The organism is Lacticaseibacillus chiayiensis (genome assembly GCF_004123795.1).
In the GTDB taxonomy this organism is placed as follows: Bacteria; Bacillota; Bacilli; order Lactobacillales; family Lactobacillaceae; genus Lacticaseibacillus; species Lacticaseibacillus chiayiensis.
The window spans coordinates 1-24,282 of sequence record NZ_MSSM01000010.1; the positions used below are offsets into that span (position 1 = coordinate 1).

The window sequence follows — 24,282 nt, forward strand, 5'->3', positions numbered from 1 at the left end:
TTCTTCAGCAAGCTGTTTCTTTTGTGCCGCTTTTTGATCATCAACGGCTGTGCCCGGTTTGTGAGCATTGTCGATGTTGACTTTGCCGGTATCAAACGCTTTGTTAATGTCATCAGCTGTGGTTGCGGCATCAATGGCAGCTTCACCATCTTTGTAGGCTTGGTCAACATCAGCAGCTTGCTTTTGTTTTTCAGCGGTTGTCAGGGTTGGATCATCTTGAATTTCCTGTTTAACTTTGGCCGCTTCTTCGGCAAGATGCTTCTTTTGTGACGCTTTTTGGTCATCAATGGCTGCGCCTGGTTGATGCGCATTATCAATGTTGATCTTGCCGGTGTCAAACGCCTTGTTAATATCATCGGCGTTTGTTGCGGCATCAATTGCAGCGTTACCGTCCTTGAGCGCTTTGTCCACGTTTTCCGTCTGCCGCTGTTTCTCAGCAGTGGTCAGAGTTGGGTCATCTTGGATAGCCTGTTTAACTTTGGTAGCTTCCTCATCAAGGAATTTCTTCTGGGCCGCCTTTTGATCGTCAATGGCTGTGCCAGGTTTGTGGGCGTTGTCGATGTTGACTTTGCCGGTATCAAAAGCTTTGTTAATGTCATCAGCTGTGGTTGCGGCATCAATGGCAGCTTCGCCATCCTTGTAGGCTTGGTCAACATCAGCAGCTTGCTTTTGCTTTTCGGCGGTTGTCAAGGTTGGGTCATCCTGGATTTCCTGTTTCACCTTGGCTGCTTCTTCAGCCAACGACTTCTTCTGCGCAGCTTTGTGGTTATCAAGCGCGGTACCAGGTTGATGGGCGTTGTCGATGTTGGTTTTGCCGGTGTCAAAGGCTTTGTTGATGTCATCGGCCGTGGTTGCGGCATCAATGGCAGCTTCGCCATCTTTGTACGCTTGGTCAACATCAGCAGTTTGCTTCTGTTTTTCGGTGGTTGTTAGCGTTGGGTCATCCTGGATTTCCTGTTTCACCTTGGCTGCTTCTTCAGCAAGGTGTTTCTTTTGAGCATCTTTCTGGTCAGCAATGGCTTTACCAGGCTGATGCGCATTGTCAATGTTGATTTTACCAGTATCGAATGCCTTGTTGATGTCATCCGCATTGGTGGCGGCATCAATGGCGGCCTCACCATCTCTGTACGCTTGGTCAACATCAGCAGTTTGCTGTTGCTTTTCAGGTGTCGTCAGCGTTGGGTCATCCTGAATTTCTTGGCTAACCTTGGCCGCTTCTTCGGCAAGATGTTTCTTCTGGGCAGCTTTTTGCTCATCAATGGCGGTACCTGGTCGATGCGCGTTGTCAATGTTGATTTTACCGGTGTCAAAAGCCTTACTGATGTCATCGGCGTTGTTCGCGGCATCAATTGCAGCGTTACCATCTTTGAGCGCTTTGTCGACATCGGCTGATTGTTGCTGTTTTTCAGCCGTGGTCAGAGTCGGGTCATCTTGGATCGCTTGCTTGACTTTGGCTGCTTCATCATCAAGGAACTGCTTCTGGGCTTCCTTTTGATCATCAACCGACTGACCAGGGCGGTGGGCGTTGTCGATATTGATCTTGCCGGTGTCAAAAGCCTTGTTGACGTCATCGGCATTTGTCGCCGCATCGATGGCTGCTTCACCATCTTTGAACGCTTGGTCAACATCAGCAGCTTGCTTTTGTTTTTCGCCAGTGGTCAAGGTTGGATCATCCTGGATGTCTTGTTTAACCTTGGCTGCTTCATCGGCAAGGCTCTGCTTTTTGGCGGTTTTCTGATCATCGATGGCGGTACCCGGCTGGTGGGCATTGTCGATATTGATCTTACCGGTATCAAAAGCCGTGTTGATGTCATCGGCATTGGTGGCCTTGTCGATGGCTGCCGTACCGTCTTTCAAGGCTTGGTCAACATCAGCAGCTTGCTTTTGTTTTTCGGCAGTGGTCAAGGTTGGGTCGTCCTGAATGTCTTGTTTAATTTTGGCTGCTTCGTCTTCAAGTGACTTCTTTTGCGCAGCTTTTTGGTCGTCGATACTTGTGCCGGGTTGATGCGCGTTATCGATGTTAGTTTTGCCGGTATCAAAAGCCGTGTTGATGTCATCGGCGTTTGTGGCCTTGTCAATGGCAGCCGTGCCGTCTTTTAGTGCTTGGTCAACATCCGCTGTTTGTTGTTTCTTTTCGGCGGTTGTCAGCGTGAGGTCATCCTGAATTTCTTGTTTCACTTTGGTTGCTTCGTCTTCGAGTGACTTCTTTTGTGCAGCTTTTTGGTCATCGATGGCAGTACCGGATTTGTGGGCGTTATCGATGTTGGTTTTGCCGGTATCAAAAGCCGTGTTGATGTCATCGGTATTCGTGGCTTTGTCGATGGCAGCCGTGCCGTCTTTGAGTGCCTGGTCAACATCAGCAGCTTGCTTTTGTTTTTCGCCAGTGGTCAAGGTTGGATCATCCTGGATGTCTTGTTTAACCTTGGCTGCTTCATCGGCAAGGCTCTGCTTTTTGGCGGTTTTCTGATCATCGATGCTGGTTCCCGGCTTATGGGCGTCATCAATGGTTTTCTTACCGTCAGAAAAGGCGTTGTTGACACCGTCCGCATCTTTGGCCGCATCAATGGCCTTCTTACCATCTTCCAGCGCTTTATCGACATCGCCAGTTTGCTGTTGCTTTTCTTTGGTGGTCAAGGTTGGGTCGCCTTGAATGTCTTGTTTGACTTTGGCTGCTTCGTCTTCAAGTGCTTTCTTTTGATTGGCTTTTTGGTCATCAACGGCAGTGCCAGGTTTGTGCGCGTTGTCGATGTTAGCTTTGCCGGTATCAAAAGCCTTGTTGATGTCATCGGCATTCGTTGCTTTGTCGATGGCTGCCGTGCCGTCTTTCAGTGCCTGGTCAACATCATCAGTTTGCTTTTGTTTTTCGGCGGTGGTCAAGGTTGGATCATCTTGGATGTCTTGTTTAACTTTGGCCGCTTCGTCTTTGAGTGACTTCTTTTGTGCGGCTTTTTGGTCATCGATAGCGGTGCCCGGTTGGTGGGCGTTGTCGATGTTGGTTTTGCCGGTATCGAAAGCCTTGTTGATGTCATCGGCATTGGTGGCCTTATCGATGGCGTCAGTGCCATCCTTGAGGGCTTTGTCAACATCAGTCGTTTGGTTCTGTTTCTCAACGGTTGTCAGGGTTGGGTCATCTTGAATGGCTTGTTTAACTTTAGCTGCTTCATTTTCCAGTGCCTTTTTTTGATTGGCTTTCTGGTCATCAACACTTGTGCCAGGTTTGTGGGCGTTGTCGATGTTCGTTTTGCCGGTATCAAAAGCTGTGTTAACGTCATCGGCGTTGGCGGCCTTGTCGATAGCGGCCGTGCCATCTTTCAGAGCTTGATCAACGTTATCCGTTTGTTGTTGCTTTTGAGCGGTCGTCAGGGTTGGGTCATCCTGAATGGCTTGCTTGATTTTAGCTGCTTCATCTTGCAACGCCTTTTTCTGATCCTCTTTTTGTTTATCAAGGCTTGTGCCAGGTTTGTGGGCGTTGTCGATATTGGTTTTGCCAGTTTCAAAAGCTTTGTTGATGTCGTCGGCAGTGGTTGCCTTGTCAATGGCGTTGGCGGCATCTTCAGCAGCTTTGTCAACGGCGCCGCTTTGGTTATTCTTTTCCGTTGTCGTCAAAGTTGGGTCGTCTTGAATGTCCTTTTTGACTTTGGCTGCTTCATCAGCAATGGCTTGTTTCTGAGCAGCCTGCTGCTCGGCAATGGACTTGCCTGGTTGGTGGGCCTTGTTGATGGTGTCAATGGCAGCATCGCCGGCTTTGTTGATGCCATCCGCGTCTGTTGCAGCATCAACAGCAGCTTTACCCTTTGTAACGGCTTTATCAACCACGGCGATTTGCTCGTTCTTTTCCTTGGTCGTTAATGTAGGGTCATCTTGGATGGCTTTTTTGGCATTGGCTGCTGCCGTGTCAATCTCAGCTTTTTTGGCATCGCGTTGTTCGGCGAGCGGTTTGCCGGGTTGATGGATTGAGCCGATGACATTGATGGCATCATCGCCGGCCTTATTGATGCCATCCGCATCGGTTGCAGCATCAATGGCGATTTTACCATCCGTAACGGCCTTATCAACCGCATCGAGTTGCGGGTTCTTTTCCGCGGTCGTTAAAGTCGGATCGTCTTGAATAGTCTTTTTAGCATCGGTGGCTGCTTTATCGATCTCGGCTTTTTTGGCGTTCCGCTGATCATCGAGTGATTTGCCTGGGAGATGCGCGTCGTCAATGTTTTTGATCGCGCCGCTGGCAGCCGTGATGATGGCGTCGGCGTTAGTCGCAGCGTCAACAGCTTTTTTGCCATCTTCGGCAGCTTTGTCCACGTCGCCGCTTTGCTTAGTCTTTTCTGTAGCAGTCAAAGTTGGGTCGTTTTGAATGTCCTTTTTGATTTTAGCTGCTTCAGCGTCAATGGCTTGTTTCTGGTCGGTCTTTTGTTTATCAAGCGGCGTGCCGGTTTTATACATACCATCAATGTCAGCGATGCCCTTGTCGCCTGCCGCATTAATGGCATCGGCGGTGGTTGCGTCGTTGATATTTTTTAATCCGTCTGCCAAAGCTGTGTCAACGTTAGCGGTTTGTTTTGTTTTTTCTGCTGTTGTCAGTGTGACATCGTCTTGGATCTTTTGCTTCACGGCCGTGGCTTCAGCGTTTAATCTTTTTCTTTGTGTGTTTTTCTGATCATCGATTGGCGTGCCGGTTTCGTGGGCTTTTTCGATGGCTTGTTGGCCGATAGTCGCCGCATCAATGATCGCATCGGCGGTGACGGCGTCGTCAATGGCCTTGTTGCCGTCTGTGAGCGCTTGATCTGCTTTTTTGATCTGATCGTTCTTTTCAGTGCTCGTCAAAGTAGGATCAAGGTTAATTTCGTTGACAACCTGATCGTGTTTGGTTTGTAAGGCTTGCTTTTGTTGGGTTCGCTGATCAGCTAAAGATGGGCCAGGTTTGTGGGCACTGTTGATGTTGGTTAAAGCAGTATCAGCAGCAGTGTTGATATCATCAGCGTTCATAGCCTTATCGATGGCGGCTTTTCCATCAGTTAAAGCTTTGTCAACAGCGTCCGTTTGAATTTTCTTTTCAGCGGAAGTTAAGGTGGCATCGTCTTGGATGGCTTGCTTGACAGTGGCTGCTGCTGTATCTAATGCATCTTTTTTAGCTTGTCTTTGCGCGTCAAGAGTGGCGCCGGGGACATGGGCTTTATCGATCGCGATTATCCCGTCATTAAATGCTGAGTCAACGTGATCTGCATCGGTTGCAGCATCGACTACAGTGTTGGCATTGGTTAACGCAGTCCCAGTATTGGTGATTTGCCGTGGCTTGTCCGCAGCAGGCAGGGTTGGATCGTTTTTGATGTCAGCTACGATTTTGTCGTGCTCAGCCTGCAATTGTTTCTTTTTATCGGCTTTTCGTTGGTCTAATGGTTGACCGGACTTGTGTATCGCCTGGATGATGGGCTTATTGTGATCAAAAGCGTTAACAACATCAGGCGTCGTCGTTGCGGCGTCAATTTCGTCTAGCCCTGTCTTTAGGGCACCATCAATACTATTGGATTGAGTCGTGCGTTCTCCTGAAGTTAACGTAGGGTCAGCATTAACAGCCTGTTTTTGGGTATCTGCTTCCTTAGCTAACCTGTTTTTAAGATCGACTTTGACTGCATTAATTCCAGGTGTGTAATTAAATGATAAAAAGTCAAATACATGCTGATTGAACGTGTCGCCGGTTGAGCCCACAAGAAACATAGAAAGCTGGGGCTTTGTAATATATGGTGTCGCATCGAAAGAAATACTTTTTCCTGCATATTCAACCGTCATTCTTTTGCTTTTACCATCATAGTTAACTGTAAGATTGTAGTATTTATTATCAGGGGCAGGGAAGTTTTCATAGAATACCCCTTTGTCGCCTTTCACCCCCCTGACTATAGCGGGAATTGTCGAATCTGTTTTAACGACTCGCATTTCGGGATACATATTTGGATCACCAATGTCCGCTGCAGCAACTCCCTGGGAAGTACCATTATAATATTCATCAAATTTAACCCCGAATGCATTCGGCAATCCACCGATTCCGAAAGCATTACCTGTTTGACCGACAGCTCCAGGATCAGCGTCGGCAAAGCCAAAAGCGACACCGTCTGCACCGTTAGGGAACTCACCAAGATAGAGCCGGCCGGTAAGGGTAAAACTTTGTTCCATGTCTATTTTTGTTGCTAGCGTGATGCCCCCTACCTGATTTTTTATATTATCAGTTAGCTGAACTTGATAACCTTGTTGTGGTTGCCCATCTGGACCGATCGGAAGGGGTGCTGCTTGTTTGTACCATTGGAAATATTTGGTAAACTCAGCCGGCCCAACCGTTGCAGTAATATCAGTCGCACTGCCATCCGCGTATACCGGTACGGCCTCGAAAAATTGCGGAATGGTGATAACCCCAACCGTTCCGAGTGACACTGAGATTAAAGCGGCTACCCAAAACTTGCCGCTTTTGTAGCGTTTATAGTGCACTTTTCTTTCCATGTTTACTCTCCTTGTAAAAACGTTTGCAATATTGGACTATTCACTTTTTCAAGCATAGAGTAACACATGCAATTTTTATAGTAAAGAAATTAGCGTTTAAAACTATCAAAAATATCACTATATCAATGCTGGTGGTATATTTGGTTAATCAATTAGCGACATATCAATACTAATATATCGAGTAAATTCGTGTGTTCATCATGTTTATTAGTTAACCATAAAAACAAAGATAGTTATTATTAATAAAGTTGAGATCGGCAAACAAAAAGCGGTTTTGAACATTTCTCCCAGATTTTCCGAAATGTTCAAAACCGCTTCTAATTAAAGGCTTCTTTTTAAACAAAGCTATGACTTACCAATAATCCCAAATGCACCCAAGACGATACCGAGAATTAGGACCAAAACGATGAGACGGGTGGAGTTCATTCTTTTTTTACCGAGCAACCAGTAGCTGAAGGCTACCAGCGCTACCGGGACGAGTGACGGCATGATTTGGTTGAGTACGGTCTGTGCTTTCAATGCGACTTTGCCGGTTTTGAAAACCAGTGGGACGTTGGCAGAGACGACGGTCGGGATCAAGGCACCAACGACCGTGACGCCAAGGAGAATCGCAGCATCGGTGATACGATTCAGCTTATCACCGGCAGCGTAAATCAATTTTTTGCCTTGCGAATAACCCAGCGGCAACAAGAAGAAGCGCAGAATCAGGACGGTGAAGTTTACTAACAACCACAAGATCGCCCCGGTTGGATTACCTTTTAACCCCATATAAGCGCCGATTGAACCGAAAATGGTTGGTAAAATGACGCCGACGATGGTATCACCAACGCCAGCGAACGGTCCCATGAGACCTGCTTTAAGTCCGGCCACGGTTTCTTCAGCTTTGCGGCCTTTATTTTCCTCAATGGCCATATCCATGCCAACAATGAAGCCGCCAACATAGGCGTTCGTGTTGAAGAATTGATTATGCATCTTCATCATTTCGATGAGATCCCGTTCATTTTTGTATAACTTTTTCAACGTTGGCAGCATGGTAAACAGATAACCGGTTGACATCATCCGTTCATAATTCCAGCAAATCTGGCTGCTCCATAGCCAGCGCCAGTTTGCCTGGAAAAGATCGTGTTTGGTTAACTTGACAGGCTGTTCAGTCTTCGTATTCGCCGATGGCATTTTCAAAACCTCCCTTGTGCGTGTCTTGCTGGTCGTGGTTGTTTTTCGATGGATGGCCGCTTTGTTTGTAGTAAATGATGGCCAACGCTAAACCGAGTAAAGCAACCCCGAGCATTGGAATCTTAAGATAGGCGGCGGCCAGAAATCCTATAATTAAATATGAGACAAACCGTTTTGTCGGTAGAAATCGGAGGAGAATCGCGATGCCGACGACCGGTAAAATACCGCCAGCTGCAGTTAGTCCTTTGGAAAGCCATTCCGGCATGGCATTCACGATTTTTTGAACGACGCTATTGCCAACGAGGAGCATGACGAATACGGGAATCGCACGCGATAAGCCCCATGGGAAAACCCCGTAGACGATATTGCGGGCAACACGTTTCGTGTCACCTTTTTCAATGTAGCGATCCACCCGATGCAGAAAGAACGTATTCGTGAATCGCGCAAGAACGTCTAGCTGAACCATTAACAACCCAACTGGTACGGCTAGACCGATTGCAAAATCGATCCCTTTTCCAGAAATAACGGCATAGGCGGTACCAATAATGGCACCGGTCATAAAGTCTGGCATGCTAGCACCGCCGTATGTACCGACACCTAATACCATCAATTGCAAAGTTGCACCGACAACGAGGCCGGTTTTAACATCGCCCATAATGATGCCGGCAATAAAACCGTAGAGTAAGGGGTAGTTGGCTAAAATGCCGACCGTAATCTGATCAATAATCATCCAAAACGCGAGCATTGTCAGTAATAGAATTTGCCACCATGCAATTGCCATGTGGCTCACACTCCTTTGTTAAGTAATGGCATGAAATCCACTTTTGGATCGTTGGGAACCATCTGGTGATAAAGCTTGATACCGTGCTCAGTTAAATAGTCGAATATTGCGACATCTGCTGGCGTCACGGCAACGCTTTTGGCGACTTGCTTGGCACCTGCAGCCATTGAAAGGTTACCAACGTTGATAGTATCAAATTTGACGCCTGCTGCGACCATTTCTTGTAAAGCTTTCGGATTACGGACGATTAAAAAGACGCGTTGCCCTTGATATTGGTCAGCCAAAATGCGTTTGGCGGCTCCGACTGATGTCAGAATGCTTAAGTGAACGCCACCGGGAACCGCGGTTTTTAACGTCATCTTTTGGACCTCGCTTTTGACGATTTGGTCGTCGACTACCATGATGCGCGTGGCGTTGAGTGTGCGCGTCCACATGGTGGCGACCTGACCGTGGATAAGGCGGGCGTCTACCCGAACGTTGATCAACGGGTTACCAGTATTGTTGATAGCTGAAGATTGATTAGTAGATACCTGCTTCAGGGCGTCAGCACGATCATCGTGCAATGAAAGCTCTTTGATAATTGACTTGGACTGCGTTAGCGCTTCCCCCATGGGCGTGCCAGTTGCGAGCGCCAGCACGAGTGCCAACGACAAACCAGAAAAAATATGAATCTCAGGGTGCTCATGTTTGAATTGCAATGCGGCATTGGCAGGCGAGCCATTTGGAATATCGGTGATGATCGTATAACTAGCAGGATCGGTTTCTTTGGAAAAAGCGGTGGCATACGCTGCGGTGAGATCCGCGATACTCATTGGGTCGTGGAACGAAACGGTTGTGAAATTTGGTAACTTGCCAGCGATAAGTTCACAACTTGCTAAAGTGGCTTCAGCATAAGTGCCATGGCTTGCGAGCACATACATGTTAATCACCTCGTTTTACTTAATGTGTTAGGTACAACTTACGGCAAATTTTAGTATATTATTTTTCCGCCTGTAACGCTTTGAACTTGCAATGAGATTACAGATTTAAAGGCGATGCAACCGGTTAAACCCAACAAAGGTATCATAAAACATGGACGTTAAAGAAATCAACCTAATGTGTTAGGATATGTATCAAGGAAGACAAATGAGGTGACAAGATGACAGAACCACTACCACGTATTAAACGTTACGAGGATCTTGGTTTAGGATTGTTTATCCATTGGGGACTTTATTCGCAGCTGGCAGTTGGCGAATGGACTGAATTCATTCATCATCGGCCGCAACATGACTATGAAAAGCTACAGACAACTTTTACAGCAAATCAGTTCAATCCCGAAAAAATTGTCCATACAGCCAAAATGATGGGAGCTAAATACATTGTCTTGACAACGAAACATCATGAAGGTTTTTTCCTGTATGACACCAAAGGCCTGAGCGATTTCGATGTCATGCACACGCCGGCTAAACGGGACCTCATTGCCGAGTTCGTGGACGCGTGTCGAAAAGAGGGAGTGTTGCCATTTTTTTACATGGCAACTTATGACTGGCATTCACCTTTGTATCAGGAGGACTTTTCCGCTTATTTGCATTACTTACAGTCTTCTGTTGAGCTGCTTTGCCAAAATTATGGTCCGGTTGGTGGTTTTTGGTTTGACGGCAACTGGAACAAAAAAGATGCAGATTGGCACTTGCCGGAGCTGTACGGCATGATTCGCAAGTATCAGCCAAATGCGATTATCGTCAACAACACCGGTTTAAAAAATCGTGGGCAGGTGAGCGACCCCGAAATTGATGTCGTGACGTATGAGCGGCGAACACCTAACGAAATTTTCCACGGTGCGTCTGACAAAAAATACGTGGCTGGCGAGATTTCAATTACGTTAAATCAACACTGGGGCATCGCGACCAATGATTTGAATTATAAATCGCCCGCAGAAGTCATCGAAACGGTTGCGCATGCGCGACATATTGGTGCCAACATTTTGGTTAATATTGGCTTGACCGGTCAGGGAGCCATTCCGCCTGCAGCTGAAACCTATATGGCGTTGCTGGGACGGTGGACGACCATGGCGGCACCGGCGTTATACCAAGGGCGACCGACTGCCATCGTTTCCGGCCATGGCACACGGGATTTTGTCTTGCGGACCAGGGAGCATGAATATCTCTTTGTCTTCGATTTGCAAGTTGTGGGGAACGATAATGTGGTGCTTGGCGGTGAAGGGGTCAATCCGCGTTCATTCGTCGGGGTTACGCGACCGATTCAGACGATTCATTGGCTAGATAATGAAGAGACGCTGACTTTCACCCAGGATCTGAACAAAAAGGTTCTCACGGTTGACGCAACAGGGTATCCTTATGGCAGTGACTGGGTGGTTAGAATAGCGCAAGTCGATTATGCCGATCATAGACAATCGCGATGATTGAAAGCCGATATGACAGGTGCGCTATGCTTTTTAAAAGCCATCCAGGTCCAAACCGATATGTCGAAAGGATGCATCAGCGTGGCTAAACCGAAATATCAGGAAATCGTGGACGAATTAATCAAGGAGCTGAGTCACGGGCGATTAAATCAAGGCGACCGTTTTTATAGTGAAGCGGAAATTAAGGATCGCTTCGGAGTCAGCTCAACAACGGCGGTCAAGGTGCTTAACCTGCTTCAGTCAGAAAACTGGGTCACGCGTATTAAAGGCCGTGGAACTTTTGTGGCCAAGGAAAATCATCGGCGCGTGGTTTATTTAACTGATCTCAATATGGCGAAAACCGAACCGGAGTGGACCAAGGTCTTAAGTGTTGAACACGGGAAAGATTCTGGCGTGCGTGAAAAAATGCAGTTAGGTGAACGTGACAATTATGTCGTGATCCAGCGATTGCGAATGATTGGCGATCAACCGGTTCAGTACACGGTTAATAACATCAACGCTGCTTATCTTAATCATGAATGGCTCCATAAACTTGATGCGTTTGTTTCCGTGTATCAAAGAATTCGCGACGATAGCGGGTTGGATCCGTACAAGTTACCATATACACAACGCAACTTGGCCGGTGCGATTAATGCTGCCTTGGTGAAGCAATATTTTCCGCAGCGGCCTGTAAGCCAAACTTTTATTCAGCAATTTCGGTTAACCTATTTGCCCTTTGATCGTCCGGGTCTGCTGGAATATGCCATTAGTTACAAGTTGCCTGAGTTTTGGGGATTACAGACGGATTCGACTTATGGTTTTATCAATCAGGATAATTGAGCGTTTTCGAGGTTGCGACGAACCGGTGGCCTAGCGCAGACAACCGTTAATATGAACAAACAAGCCCCTTGATCGAGAACCGTTGCCAGTTTCGATCAAGGGGCTTGTTTTATTTTATAAAAATGAATGTTGATCAGAGGTGGTGACATACAGATGCAAGACCTTACGAACGTTTCCGCTTTTTATTAGTGGTTGCAAGGCCGATTATGCCTAAGATTAAAACACCCAGCAATGTTAAAGCAGTTGACTGCTGTTCACTGGTTTGCGGTAACGATGTGTTGCGATCAGTTTGATGTTTCGGTGCTGCTTTTTGTTTTGGTGTTGGCATCACATGGTTGTCAGGTTCTGGTATAACTTGGGTTGACTCATTTTTAAAGCCGATCAAGGGGTTTCTTTTCGCTTCCGTACCACATAACTATCCAGCAGAATCCGACTCATCACCTGCAATGGCAAGCGCGAAGCCACCTCATATTTGTCGAAATAGGCGGCTTTTGATTTATAGCCCACAAATAATTCATCGGCGTATTGGACAATGGGTGCTTCAGCGTTGGTTGTCAAAATGATTTGAGGGATGTCGCGTGCTGCCAGTGTTTTGGCGGCGGCGACGAGTTCAGGCGTTTCACCATTCAACGTAATGGTGAGGGCGACTGCTTTCGGACTGATTTGGCCGGCAATGGTTTGAATAATGTTGGGATCACTAAAAAATTCGGCATATTTTCCCAACAACTGGAGCTTTAGTGTGACCTCAGAGGCGATCGATTCTGACAAACCGCGGGCAAGCACCAGGACGATCTCGGCTTTGGCCAGCAATTGCACGGAATCTTCAATCACGGAAACTTTTAAATTATCGAGGGTGTTGTGTACCTCGATTTGATTTTGCATGATGACCTTTTTGATTTGGTCATCTACTTGGTCAAGAATGCCAAAAGGCTCAGCATCGCCGATTCGTTTCAATAGATCGTGACGAAATTCGGTGTAGCCGTTGAAGCCTTTTTTCTTCATGGTCCGAACGATGGTAGCAGGCGACACATTGGCGGCGACACTTAATTGCGTGATTGAGGCGTTGACGACGGACGACTGATGATTTTCGATGTAGTCCCAAAGATAAGTTTCTGTTGGACTGAGCGTGACCATAACATACCCTCCTGAAAAACATTTTCGATCTGCTGCGAAATTCGCTGAAAGCAGAAAACTTTTTTCAAATGAAAGCGGTTAACATAAAGATGAGCAAAAACAAAGGACATGAAGGAGCGGTTACTTTGATTTATACCCTGACGTTAAATCCGGCCATTGATCTTTTTATCAAAACGCAGACGATGGCACCCAATACGGTGAATCGAACAGATAGTTATGACATTCAGGCGAATGGAAAAGGCGTCAATGTCAGCTGCATCTTGAAGCGGCGCGGTGTGGATAATGTTGCGCTTGGCGTGGGTGGTGGCTTTACGTTGGATTATATTGCCGACTTTTTGACGCAACAAGGGATTCGCAATCACTTTTATAAAGATGCCGGGTTTACCCGGATTAATGTTTTTACCCGCGTCGTCAGTGATGACACGGAATATAAGCTAGTGAATCCCGGTCCCGAGATTAGTCCGGCAACATTAAAACAATTATATCAACAATTGTCGACCCTCGGCGCTGACGATTGGCTTTGCGTTTCAGGGAGCTTCGCGCAGGGAATTGCCCCCGGCTTTTTGTTGCAACTCGGTGCGTTGAGTCAGGAGCGGGGGTTTCAGCTGATTATCGATAGTGCTTATCCCGAGGCTGTCAAGGCGCTGGCGTATCGGCCGTTGTTGGTGAAGCCAAATGATGTGGAGCTGATGAGCTGGTTTGGTCAATCCGGAGTAACAGATTTGTCGACGATGATGGCTTTAGGTCATCGCGCATTGGACGCAGGCGCACAGAATATTCTGGTTTCGCTGGGGGCAGCCGGTGCCTTATTCATGAATCGCGAGGTGACGTTGGTTGGGAACGCGCCGAAGATTGACGTGCTCAACACGGCCGGAGCCGGCGACACGATGCTCGGCACCTTTTTGGCTGGACTTTATCAAAAGCAGGATCTTGCGGCCACGTTGAAGCTCTCCATTGCGGCTGGCAGTGATACAGCGCGACGGGCATGGATTACGGATTTTACCCAGACAGACGAATTATTGACGCAAATTGAGATCAAGCAATTGGAGGGTTAGGTCATGGCAAAATACGATTTGATTGCGGCAACCGGCTGTGCGACCGGGATTGCGCATACTTACATGGCGCAGGAAGCGTTGGAGCAAGCTGCCAAGAAAATGGGATTGACGATCAAAGTGGAAACACACGGACAGACTGGTGTGGATGACCCGTTGACGCAAGCTGAGATCTCAGGGGCCAAAGGGGTTGTCATCGCTTCGGACATTGATGTGGACGCGGATCGATTTGCCGGTAAGCCATTGGTGGATGTGCCAGTCGCAGCAGGTATTCGCGAGCCGGACAAGTTGATCAAGGAGGCTTTAAGTAGCAGCACGCCGATTTACATGCCAAAAAGCGGTGCAGCTAAAGCCACTGCCGGTGAAAACGTTGAAACCAGCACAGCCGGCATCGGGAATAAGATTTACACCAGTTTAATGAACGGGGTTTCGCACATGTTGCCGCTGGTGGTTGCCGGCGGGGTGTTGATCGCTGTTTCGTTTTTCTGGGGGATTTATTCGGCTGATCCGAAAAACGCTGAATACAATCAGTTTGCGGCCATGCTCAATGCGGTCGGCAGCGCAGCCATGGGTTTGATGGTGCCGGTTTTGGCGGCTTACATTGGTGAAGCCGTGGCGAAGAGGTCTGGCTTGATCGTCGGGATGGCGGTCGGCATGATCGCATACAACGGCGGCAATGGCTCTGGATTTTTAGGTGCGATTGTCGGCGGCTACATGGCCGGACTGACGATTCTGATGTTGCAAAAAGTGTTCGCATTTATGCCTGACAAGGAGTTTCGCGGATTAAAGGCGATCTTCCTTTATCCGGTGTTAGGCGTCTTCATCGCCGGCTCAATTATGTATCTGATCAATACGCCAATGAAGGCGATGAACCTTGGTCTAATGGCGTGGTTAAAGGGGCTTGAAAGTTCCAGTCCGATTATTTTAGGAATTGTGGTTGGTGTGATGTGTGCCGCAGACTTTGGCGGTCCGATTAATAAAGCTGCCTATCTCACAGGTACGGCACTGCTGGCACAAGGCAATTACTTTTTCATGGCTGGCGTGTCGGCGGCCTGCATTGCGCCACCGTTAGCTACCACAATCTCGGTTTTGTTGAATCCTAAAGCATACAATCGAGATGAGCGCAGTGCCGGTTATGTTAATGCACTGCTAGGATCAACCCACATTACGGAAGGCGCGATTCCGTTTGCGGCTAAGAATCCGTTGATGAACATTCCTGCCTTTATGGTCGGCTCAGCGATCGCAGCAGTGTTAACTTACATGTCGCGCATTCAAGTGCCGGCACCGCATGGCGGATTCATCGTTTTGCCGCTGGTGAATAAACCGTTTCTCTGGGTCGCGTGGATTCTGGTTGGAGCCGCAGCATCAGGCGTGCTTTTAGCCATGATTGCCGGGCGCTCTGCGAGAAAACGCGGCGTGACGTCAGGGGTTGTCGAGACAGTACTAGCAGCAGAAGGCGCCGCAGATGATGTGACAGCCGCACCCGTGAAGGTTGATCCGGCGCGCAACCAGCCGGCACCGGTCGATGAGCATGCCAACGAAACCTATGATCCGAGCGATATTTTGAGTAAGGAAAATATCGCGGTTGACGTGCCTGCTAAAACGCGTGACGATGTTTTACACTATTTGGCAGAAATGGCGGTAAAGAATCACCTTGCCACGGATGCTGATGCAATTTTCAAAAAGTATGTTGCGCGCGAAGAAGAAGGTTCTACGGGTATGGAAAAAGGTATCGCCATTCCGCACGCGCAGGATGCCACGATTAAACAGTCGGCAATGCTGGTGCTGCATTTGGCACAGCCGGTTGATTGGAAGACGTTTGATGGCAAACCGGTGACAGCTGTGATTTCGTTCTTGATTCCGGAACATGATAGCGGCGGACATTTGAAGTATTTGTCGAATACGGCGAAGTTGCTGACGCATGAGGATTTTGTGCAGGCGTTTCAGGCCGCAAAGACGCCGGATGCGCTGTATGCGTTGTTTAAACGGTAGAGTTGTTGAAGGTTAGAAATGTCTCTTGGCACGATTTGGTGCTGAGGGGCGTTTTTGCGTTTTTTTGGGGGGTTCTATTAATGGCAATTATGTGGTTGGACTATGCGTTCTATAACGCGCTCACCGGCGCAGGAGCCTGCGTGTAAGGACCTTGGTCGCAATGGCCAAAGCCCGGGCCATCACGCCCAAGGCCACTTATGCCCCGGTTTCTAATCGGGCTGGCTCACGCTCAGCGTTCTATAACGCGCTCGCAGTCGCAGAAATCTGCGTATAAGGACCTCAGACCTAAATGGCCAAAGCCCAGCCATTTAGTCTGAGGCCACTTATACTCTGATTTCTAAGCGCTCCTGCTCGCGCTCACCAAAAAAGCAGATCGCTGGGTGGGCGATCTGCTTTCTGTCTGATCGTTTGGGGGACGATCGACGAATTTCTACTTTGGAGGAGTAAAAATGAAAAAGTTGGGTTGGGGTTTTTAGGAATGAGTGGGTGGCTCATTTCTATGTTTCTTATACTACAGACAGGGTGTGAACGAAATGTGAAGGCAAATTCAAGTTTTTATTACGTCTTTGTGGTGATTGTGTTCATGTTGGCTGTGCCACTTGCATTAGAGTTAATGGCTAGTTTGGGTGTGAGTTGATTAACGAAACAAACGTTCTTCATGCAAATCCGAACATTTCGTGTTAAACTTTTTTCAGCAGTACAAGTCGCCTTTGGGGCCAAGATAAGTGGGGTGGTAACATGAAGAAGCAACATATCGTTGTACGGGTTCGCCGCCCGGATGGAATGGTTTTGGACTTCCGGTTGCCAAAAGATTTGACGGGTGCCATCAAAGTGAGTCCGCAAACAGACTGGTTTGAGCGTCTGCGTGGCGGGCTGATTGTCGCACCAATGGCTCCGTATGTCGGAAAGGGACACACAGCTCTTTTCATCGGTCGGATTGAACGGGTTTATTATTCATCGCGGCAGTTAAAGCGCTTCACCCGTAGCCAATTTCTCTTGCCCGATGTCTGGCGGGAGCAGGATTTGCTGGAGAGTTTCATCTTTTTGCGACATGATCATGCATGGCTGAATCGTCTGTATATTAAGGACGATCTGCGTTATTGGTATCACGATGCGAACTCACGGCTTCTGGCAAAAATTCGTGACTGGCATTGTAAATGGGTTTATCGGCGGTTTCAAAGCAATCGACAGGGGTTAATTCCGAATTTTTAGACGAGGCGGTTTGAAAATTTAGCGGAAAGTGGCAGGCGCATTATTCACTGCCATAATACAAAAACGGACACAATTTCGGTGCGGTCGTTCCAGAAATTTCGAAAATTGTGTCGGCTTTTTAGTTTCGTCATAAATAATTAATCAAAAGTCTTAAGACAGTAGTGCCAAGGCGGAGCAATCGTAGGACGGATGGGGCTCAGCCGTCTCCGCTCTAGCTTAGCGGATCTGGTCGGAGATTGCGTAGTTTGGCACGGAATGGAACTAATAGCCTAGGTTTCTGTATCGTTCGGAGTTCAGTAATTCAAAGACACCCCACACGAATTATGGCTCAAAATTTTTGGTTGGCAATTATAGAAAATATTGACCAGTCAGGATTGCCAAAAGAACAATCAACCCCGGCAGCAAATTCGAGATCCGAATTTTGGTGATATCCATAAGATTCAAGCCGATGCCTAGAATCATCAGGCCACCGATCGCGCCGATCTCGCGTAAAGATGTTGCCAACAAGGCTTTAGGGATGAATTGGACTAAGAAGCTAGCCAGCAAAGTGATGGTGCCTTGATACAAGACAACAGGGATGGCAGAAAACAAAACCCCGATACCAAGCGAAGCAGTCATCATGATCGCCATGAATCCGTCCATGACAGACTTTGTGTAAAGCGTCGTATTATCTCCGGAAACGCCAGCCTGAATCGCGCCGAGAATGCTCATGGCACCGATAACGGCAATCAATGTGGCGGTGACGAAACCTTCCGCAAAGTGGCTATTGCCTCGTGCAAAACGTTCCTGCAGCATGAGGCCAAGGTGGTTCATACTGTCTTCGATATGCCACCATTCGCCCAATAAGCCACCAAGGCACAGGCTGATGATAATGACAATGAAGCTTTTTGTCTGCAGTGCCATCTGAATGCCGAGCGCGAAGGTCCCGAGCCCCAGACTTTTGGTGATCGTGTCTTTGGCGTTGTCGCTAATATTGTGTAGGATCAATCCCAGCAAACCACCGCCGATAATGGTTAAACCATTGACAATGGAACCCATGAACATCATTGCTTTTCTCCACCTTGTGTGTATGATTGTCATTGCTGACCGAACCATCATAGCATGTTTTCAACAGAGCGCGAACTGGCGCGTTCAGAAACCGGAGTGTAAGTGGCCTTGGGCGTGATGGCGGTTTTGCCATTGCGACCAAGGTCCTTACACGCAGGTTTCTGCGCCAGTGAGCGCGTTTCAACAGAGCGTGAGCAGGCACGGTTAGAAACCGGAGCATAAGTGGCCTCGAACCTAAATGGCTGGTCTTTGGCCATTTAGGTTCGAGGTCCTTATGTGCAGGTTTCTGGGCCAGCGAACGCGTTTCAGCCAGAGCGTGAGCAGGCGCGGTTAGGAGTCGGAGTGTAAGTGGCCTCGGGCGTGATGGCCGGTCTTTGGCCATTGCGACCGAGGTCCTTACATGTAGGCTTCTGCGGCAGTGAACGCGTTTCAGCCAGAGCGTGAGCTGGCGCGGTTAGAAGCCGGAGTGTAAGTGGCCTCGAAACCAAATGGCTGGGGTTTTAGCCATTTGATTTCGAGGTCCTTACATGTAGGCTTCTGCGGCAGTGAACGCGTTTCAGCCAATCAATAACGCTAGGTTTTTCCCAATCGACCTGTTGCTTCAGGTAAAATAGATATGAGCTCGATTTTATACGCAGAAAAATTCGTTTTGTTGCACGAAAGGCTTGCAAAAAACAAACGCTTGTTCGATAATGTAACTAGTGTATTTTAAGCGCTGTGTGCGCGTGATTAAGGAGACCATTATGGCGAAAAAAACGACCACAAAGAATGATAATACAAAGTCTGATGCCACAGATCGCGAAACTGAATTAGAAAAAGCCCTGCAAAAAATCAAAAAGGCGTTCGGTGAAGGCGCTGTTATGAAAATGGGCGATCGGCCGGAACTGAAGATTGATGTTGTGTCAACCGGCATTTTGTCGCTGGATTTGGCACTTGGTGTCGGCGGATTGCCGCGCGGTCGAATTGTGGAGATTTACGGCCCTGAAAGTACCGGGAAAACCACGATTGCCTTGCAGACGATTGCGGAGTTGCAGAAGTCCGGTGGTAAGGCAGCTTATATTGATGCCGAAAATGCGATGGATCCAAAGTATGCGGCCGAACTTGGGGTCAACATCGATGATCTCTTGCTGTCCCAGCCAAACTCCGGCGAACAAGGGTTGGAGATTGCTGAAATGCTGATTGAATCTGCAGCCGTGGATATTGTCGTGATTGATTCCGTTGCCGCTTTGGTTCCAAAAGCTGAAATTGAAGGCGCCATTGGTGACAGTCATGTCGGCTTGCAAGCGCGGCTGATGTCGCAAGCACTACGGAAAATGGCCGGATCGATTAACAACACCAATACACTGGTTATCTTTATCAATCAGTTGCGCGAAAAAGTCGGTATCGTGTTTGGTAACCCAGAAGTCACTCCGGGCGGACGCGCCTTGAAGTTTTATGCTTCAGTGCGAATCGAAGTTAAACGAGGCCAACAAGTCAAAGACGGTAAAAATGTTATCGGCTTTGCCAGCAAGCTGAAAGTTACCAAAAACAAGGTGGCACCACCATTTAAGACCGTCGATACCACCATGTCATTTGGCCATGGCATTGAACACAATACGGACATGATTAATCTGGTAACAGAAAAAGACAGTAAATTTGACGTCATTACGAAATCAGGTTCGTGGTATAACTACGGCAAAGAGCGGTTAGGCCAGGGCCTTGTCAATGCTTCCCATTATCTGGACGAACATCCGGAATTATCCAAAGAAATCGAAGCCAAAATCCGCGAACAGGCAGCGCCTAAGAAGCCTGAAGAAACAGATGATGACAAGAAAGACGCCAAGAAAGACGAGAAAGCAACTGCCGAGACTAAAACAGAAAAGACGGATGAAATAGAGAAAAAGCAGGATGACAAGAAAGACGATCCATCAAGCTTTGGTGTTGACCGTTTAGTCTAAGGTAGTTTTCGATAAGTTATAAGTCCACGACAAAAGGCTCGCTGCCAAAATGCAGCGAGCCTTTTTGGAGTGATGATCGGATGGGGGCCAATCATCTTTTTCTTTGGAGGAGAAAAATGAAAATTAGGTTGGGGTTTAGGAATGAGTGGGTGGCTCATTTCTATGGTATTAATACTACTGACAAAGTTTGACGAAAATGTGATGGATACTTTGTTATTTTGTAAAGTTTATCACCCAAACGACGCGATTCATCGGGTGACTAAGCCTGCTCTGCAACCAAAGTAGGCTGGTGTAATGCCATTTTTAAAGCGTCGCCTAACGCTTTGATACCGGTGTCGATCTGTTCCAAAGTCGGGCCGGTGAAGTTGAGCCGGGCGCCATTGACCTGTGCGGAAGTCGCGTATAGATTGGCTGATGGCACATAAGAGATATTATTTTCCGGCAGTAGGTGCTGCTTCATGAAGGCACCCATATCGAAGCCGGCTGGCATGGTAAGCCACAGGAAGAAGCCGCCGTCAGGATTGTTGAAGTGGGCTTCCACAGGCAGGTAACGCGTCATGGCGGTGACCATGGCATCTTTCTTTTGACGGTAACGATCCTGAATTTGCTTGATATGCGCGTCCAGATCGTTTTCTTCCATGTAATCATTGATGCCGTGCATGGTTAGGTTGCTAGATTCTAAGTCGCTGCCGCCTTTTAATGCGATCAGCTCTTTCAAAAGCTCCGGCGTTGCCACTAGCCAACCCATTCGCAAGCTAGGGGACAGAATCTTACTGAAGCTGCCGAGGTAAATAACACGGCCTTCCGTATCAAGTGATTTAATCGTTGGGATTGGCTTGCCGTCATAGCGAAGATCGCGGTACGGGTTGTCTTCCAGAATCATGACGTCATACTGATTGGCAAGGCGAATCAAAGCCTTCCGCTTAGCCAAGGACATCACGATGCCGGTTGGATTCTGAAAATCCGGAACTGTATAGATGAACTTGACAGAATGGCTCATCAAAACCCGTTGCAGAGCGTTGATGTCAATGCCGTCGTCTTGCATTGGCACTTCGTAGTAGGTTGGTTGATAAGCGTTAAACGCAGCCAGTGCGCCTAAATAGGTAGGGGCTTCAACCACAAGACCATCGCCGGGATCAAGCATTAACCGCGCGACTAGATCGATGCCTTGCTGGGCACCTTGGGTCATCATGATATCGGCAGCGCGTGTTGGCATACCAGTGGCTCGCAGCCGCGTCGCAATCTTTTCCCGGAGTGGCAGGTAGCCTTGAGTGCTGGCGTATTGCAGCAATTCGGTATCGCCACTGGTGAAGCTGTTCTTAAAAGCGCGGTTGAGCTGCTGAGTTGGGAACAGGCTGCGATCCGGATAACCGCCGGCAAAGGAAATCACATTTGGGCCGGAAGCTGCGAATAGATCCTCTAAGCCTGAATTACCGGTTTTTTGTGTACGTTTTGCGAATTTCATGATGAAAATCCCCCTTTGGTATCGCTACGTGAAGTGATGCGATACCTTCGTTGCGCTGGTTCAAAAATGCGATCAACGCTTTCTTGTTGACACTAGTGTAAAACGGCTCGTATGATTGAGTAAAGTTCAACTATTTCAGGCAAAGTTGAATAACATTCACGTTAAAAAGAGCGTACAGGTTTGAGAGCTGGTCTGGCGGGATTTGTTTTGTTGAAGTGACAAACGTTGTCACTTTGTATCGCGGTGAAAGGCAGGAAAAATATCATGGGTAATTTTTCGTATGAAGTTTTTAGCAAGGTGGTTGAACGTGGCACACTGGCGCAAGCGGCGGCGGAACTGAATGTCACGCCGAGTGCGGTGAGCCACAGTATCAGCCAGCTGGAAAATGAGCTGGGTTTCCCGCTGCTGATTCGTAACCGAACCGGCGTGACGCTCACGGAAGACGGGGCGCAAGTGCTGCCGATTATTCAAAGCATTCAAAATCTTGAAGAGCAGCTGTCGCAAGTAGCCGACAACATTAATGGCGTCAACACCGGCCGCATTCGCATTGGCGCGTTCTCATCGGTTTCCACAAACTGGCTGCCGACGATTATTCAACGGTTCAAGAAACGCTATCCGCACATTGAAATCAGCGTCGTTCAAGGCACCTTCAATCGCATTGTGGACGCTGTTCGCCTGGGAACGGCCGACATGGGCTTTTCCTCGTTGCCGGTTGGTCAGGGCGTGATCGTGGAGCCGTTACTGAAGGATCCGATTTACTGTATCACGCCGAAAAGTTTCAAGCCTAAAAATGGCAAAACGGTGACGCAGGCGGATGTCGAAAAACGGAATTTTATTCTTCAGCAAATCGACTACGATCGCGACACCAAGCGCGCTTTGGATCGTTATCATGTTTCGACCAACACCATCAACTATTCAATTGATGACCAGAGCATTTTGTCGATGGTTGAATCCGGATTAGGAATGGGCATTTTACCAAAACTGGCCTTGCAGAAGTTGGTGGGTGATGTTAATGTTTATCCGTTTTCTGAACCATTTTCACGGACGCTATGTTTGGTGATTAATCCGACTATTAAAAAATCACCTTCTGTTCAGCGGATGCAGCAGGTGATTAATGGTTTCTTGGCAGAAACGTATGGAGAAGCTTTTTTGGGCCATCAAGGGTAAAATGGTCAGGAGCGATCATCAAGACGATCCATGGTTTGGTTCAAGGCTTCATCAACCCGATTGTTGTTGCGATTGGTTGCGTGGCCTTTGACCTTATGAAACGTGACTTGATCGAAGCGGTTGATTTGATGTAGCAGTGTCTGCCATAATTCGGCGTTTTTAACCGGCTTGCCGTGATTGCGCCAGCCGTTTTGCTGCCATTTGACCCACCACCGTTGCTGCATGGTGTTGATGACGTATGCAGAATCAGAGTAAACATCGATTGGAATATCCGTACGCTTGATCGCTTTTAATCCTTGAATCACTGCCATAATCTCCATATAGTTATTGGTTCGGCCGTAATCGCCTTCAGAGAGCATTTTTTCGTGCTCACCATAGATCAGTAACGCTGCCCACGCGCTTTTATCGGTGGAACGGACTGAGCCGCCAGCGTGATTGCCGGTGTTGCGATTACCACCGTCTGTATAAAGTACAATTGATTCAGCCATCTTGTCCTCGCTTTCTAACTATCTATTGTAGGGGAACGAGTTGTAGATGGCTATCCTTGATCGCTTTCGAAAAAAAATTGAAAAGAGGCTGCTGCATGAATCGTTATCTTATTGCACTGGATCTGGACGGTACGACCTTGAACGCTGAAGGCCAGTTGAGTGCTGGCACGATCGCTGTTTTGCAGGCGGCGCAGGCAGCAGGCCATTTAGTGGTCATTGCAACCGGCCGCCCGGATGTGATTTCCGAACAATTTTATGATGCTTTGAAATTACAAGGTCCGATGATTAATTTTAATGGTGCCTTGATTCACATACCGCACCGCCACTGGCAGTATGAAAAGGAAGTCACGATTCCGATTCCAGTGGCCTTATCCTTGCGCCAGTTAAAGCAGGCGTTTGCGTTTAAGGTCATGGTGGCAGAAGGCAAGCGCTTGTTGGTGGCGGATCGGCCGTATGCCAACATTCCGTTTTTACCGGATCGTCTACATCCTGATGCCTTGTTGGATGAGCAGGGGTTGCGGCAGGAACCGATTTCGGTCACCATGTTTATGGAAGCCAAGATCCTCAAGTCGGTTGCCACGCAGGTCGCGGCATTGTATCCGCGTCTAGCTGCCAAGACCTGGGGTGCCTGGAGTGGGGAGTACACGGCGCTGGAAGTCACCAGCCGCAACACGAGTAAATCCCGGGCTTTGGCTTATGTGGCGGGATGTTACAACATTGATCAGTCGCATATCATTGCATTTGGTGATGATATGAACGATTTGGATATGCTGCAATTTGCCGGACACGGGGTGGCCATGAAAAATGCGCGTCCAGCCATTCTTGCAGCAGCAGACGCGCATACGCCAAGCGATAACGAGCACGATGGCGTTGCAGATTATTTAGCGGATTACTTGAAACTGGCTTAGTGACACGTCACCGATGAAAATAACGCGTTCACCGGCGCAGGGGTCTGCGTGTAAGGACCTTGGTCGCAATGGCCAAGACCGGGCCATCCCGCCCAAGGCCACTTACACTTCGGTTTCTAACCGGGCTGGCTCACGCTCAACTATAACGCGTTCGCCGGCGCAGGGGTCTGCGTGTAAGGACCTTGGTCGCAATGGCCAAGACCGGGCCATCCCGCCCAAG

At 48.1% G+C, this 24,282-nt stretch carries 17 protein-coding genes; 8 read left to right on the forward strand and 9 right to left on the reverse strand.

Annotated features, from left to right (window positions below; translation table 11 throughout):
- The 4 genes from BVJ53_RS05050 to BVJ53_RS05065 all read right to left on the reverse strand — a co-directional run.
- Positions 1-6,486: DUF1542 domain-containing protein (locus tag BVJ53_RS05050; protein WP_129301445.1), on the reverse strand; the 6,486-nt coding region annotated here is incomplete at its 3' end.
- Positions 6,487-6,831: 345 nt separating this feature from the next.
- A complete protein-coding gene (locus BVJ53_RS05055) occupies positions 6,832-7,659 on the reverse strand; it encodes a PTS system mannose/fructose/sorbose family transporter subunit IID (protein WP_129301446.1) in 828 nt (275 codons plus the stop codon).
- Positions 7,634-8,440, reverse strand: coding sequence for a PTS mannose/fructose/sorbose/N-acetylgalactosamine transporter subunit IIC (locus tag BVJ53_RS05060; protein WP_129301447.1), 807 nt, complete (start codon positions 8,438-8,440; stop codon positions 7,634-7,636). Before BVJ53_RS05060 ends, BVJ53_RS05055 begins: the two co-directional genes overlap by 26 nt.
- Positions 8,441-8,445: 5 nt before the next feature.
- The gene (locus BVJ53_RS05065) at positions 8,446-9,360 is read right to left on the reverse strand and encodes a PTS mannose/fructose/sorbose transporter subunit IIAB (protein WP_129301448.1); all 915 of its coding nucleotides are present in this window, start codon (positions 9,358-9,360) and stop codon (positions 8,446-8,448) included.
- Positions 9,361-9,578: 218 nt separating this feature from the next.
- Between BVJ53_RS05065 and BVJ53_RS05070 the strand changes: the two genes are divergently transcribed.
- Positions 9,579-10,841 (forward strand): alpha-L-fucosidase, encoded by a 1,263-nt coding sequence (locus BVJ53_RS05070; protein ID WP_129301449.1) that lies wholly within the window; start codon positions 9,579-9,581, stop codon positions 10,839-10,841.
- A gap of 81 nt (positions 10,842-10,922) precedes the next feature.
- Positions 10,923-11,660: a GntR family transcriptional regulator gene (locus tag BVJ53_RS05075; RefSeq protein WP_129301450.1), complete on the forward strand. Its 738-nt coding sequence runs from the start codon at positions 10,923-10,925 to the stop codon at positions 11,658-11,660.
- 163 nt (positions 11,661-11,823) lie between these two features.
- On the opposite strand, the gene BVJ53_RS15575 is transcribed toward BVJ53_RS05075, so the two are convergent.
- Positions 11,824-11,988: an LPXTG cell wall anchor domain-containing protein gene (locus BVJ53_RS15575; protein ID WP_129301451.1), complete on the reverse strand. Its 165-nt coding sequence runs from the start codon at positions 11,986-11,988 to the stop codon at positions 11,824-11,826.
- 53 nt (positions 11,989-12,041) lie between these two features.
- On the reverse strand, positions 12,042-12,794 hold the full coding sequence (locus BVJ53_RS05085) for a MurR/RpiR family transcriptional regulator (RefSeq protein WP_129301452.1): 753 nt from the start codon (positions 12,792-12,794) through the stop codon (positions 12,042-12,044).
- A 125-nt stretch (positions 12,795-12,919) separates the two neighbouring features.
- Between BVJ53_RS05085 and pfkB the strand changes: the two genes are divergently transcribed.
- From pfkB to BVJ53_RS05110, 3 genes are all read left to right on the forward strand, one after another.
- A complete protein-coding gene (gene pfkB / locus BVJ53_RS05090) occupies positions 12,920-13,849 on the forward strand; it encodes a 1-phosphofructokinase (protein WP_129301462.1) in 930 nt (309 codons plus the stop codon).
- Positions 13,850-13,852: 3 nt separating this feature from the next.
- Positions 13,853-15,838, forward strand: coding sequence for a fructose-specific PTS transporter subunit EIIC (locus tag BVJ53_RS05095; RefSeq protein ID WP_129301453.1), 1,986 nt, complete (start codon positions 13,853-13,855; stop codon positions 15,836-15,838).
- Between the two features lie 738 nt (positions 15,839-16,576).
- Positions 16,577-17,050, forward strand: coding sequence for a DUF7679 family protein (locus BVJ53_RS05110; RefSeq protein WP_129301454.1), 474 nt, complete (start codon positions 16,577-16,579; stop codon positions 17,048-17,050).
- A gap of 348 nt (positions 17,051-17,398) precedes the next feature.
- On the opposite strand, the gene BVJ53_RS05115 is transcribed toward BVJ53_RS05110, so the two are convergent.
- Entirely contained in the window at positions 17,399-18,097 is a 699-nt protein-coding gene (locus BVJ53_RS05115) for a DUF554 domain-containing protein (protein ID WP_129301455.1), read from the reverse strand.
- 743 nt (positions 18,098-18,840) lie between these two features.
- Between BVJ53_RS05115 and recA the strand changes: the two genes are divergently transcribed.
- Positions 18,841-20,034 carry a recombinase RecA gene (gene recA / locus BVJ53_RS05125; RefSeq protein ID WP_129301457.1) on the forward strand — a complete coding sequence of 398 codons (1,194 nt, stop codon included), beginning with the start codon at positions 18,841-18,843 and terminating at the stop codon, positions 20,032-20,034.
- Between the two features lie 259 nt (positions 20,035-20,293).
- On the opposite strand, the gene BVJ53_RS05130 is transcribed toward recA, so the two are convergent.
- On the reverse strand, positions 20,294-21,499 hold the full coding sequence (locus BVJ53_RS05130; protein ID WP_129301458.1) for an aminotransferase-like domain-containing protein: 1,206 nt from the start codon (positions 21,497-21,499) through the stop codon (positions 20,294-20,296).
- Between the two features lie 264 nt (positions 21,500-21,763).
- Between BVJ53_RS05130 and BVJ53_RS05135 the strand changes: the two genes are divergently transcribed.
- Positions 21,764-22,666, forward strand: coding sequence for a LysR family transcriptional regulator (locus BVJ53_RS05135; protein WP_129301459.1), 903 nt, complete (start codon positions 21,764-21,766; stop codon positions 22,664-22,666).
- Between the two features lie 5 nt (positions 22,667-22,671).
- On the opposite strand, the gene BVJ53_RS05140 is transcribed toward BVJ53_RS05135, so the two are convergent.
- Positions 22,672-23,154 carry a ribonuclease H family protein gene (locus BVJ53_RS05140; protein WP_129301460.1) on the reverse strand — a complete coding sequence of 161 codons (483 nt, stop codon included), beginning with the start codon at positions 23,152-23,154 and terminating at the stop codon, positions 22,672-22,674.
- Between the two features lie 95 nt (positions 23,155-23,249).
- On the opposite strand from BVJ53_RS05140, the gene BVJ53_RS05145 reads away from it, so the two are divergent.
- Positions 23,250-24,062 carry a Cof-type HAD-IIB family hydrolase gene (locus BVJ53_RS05145; RefSeq protein WP_129301461.1) on the forward strand — a complete coding sequence of 271 codons (813 nt, stop codon included), beginning with the start codon at positions 23,250-23,252 and terminating at the stop codon, positions 24,060-24,062.
- Positions 24,063-24,282 lie beyond the last annotated feature (220 nt).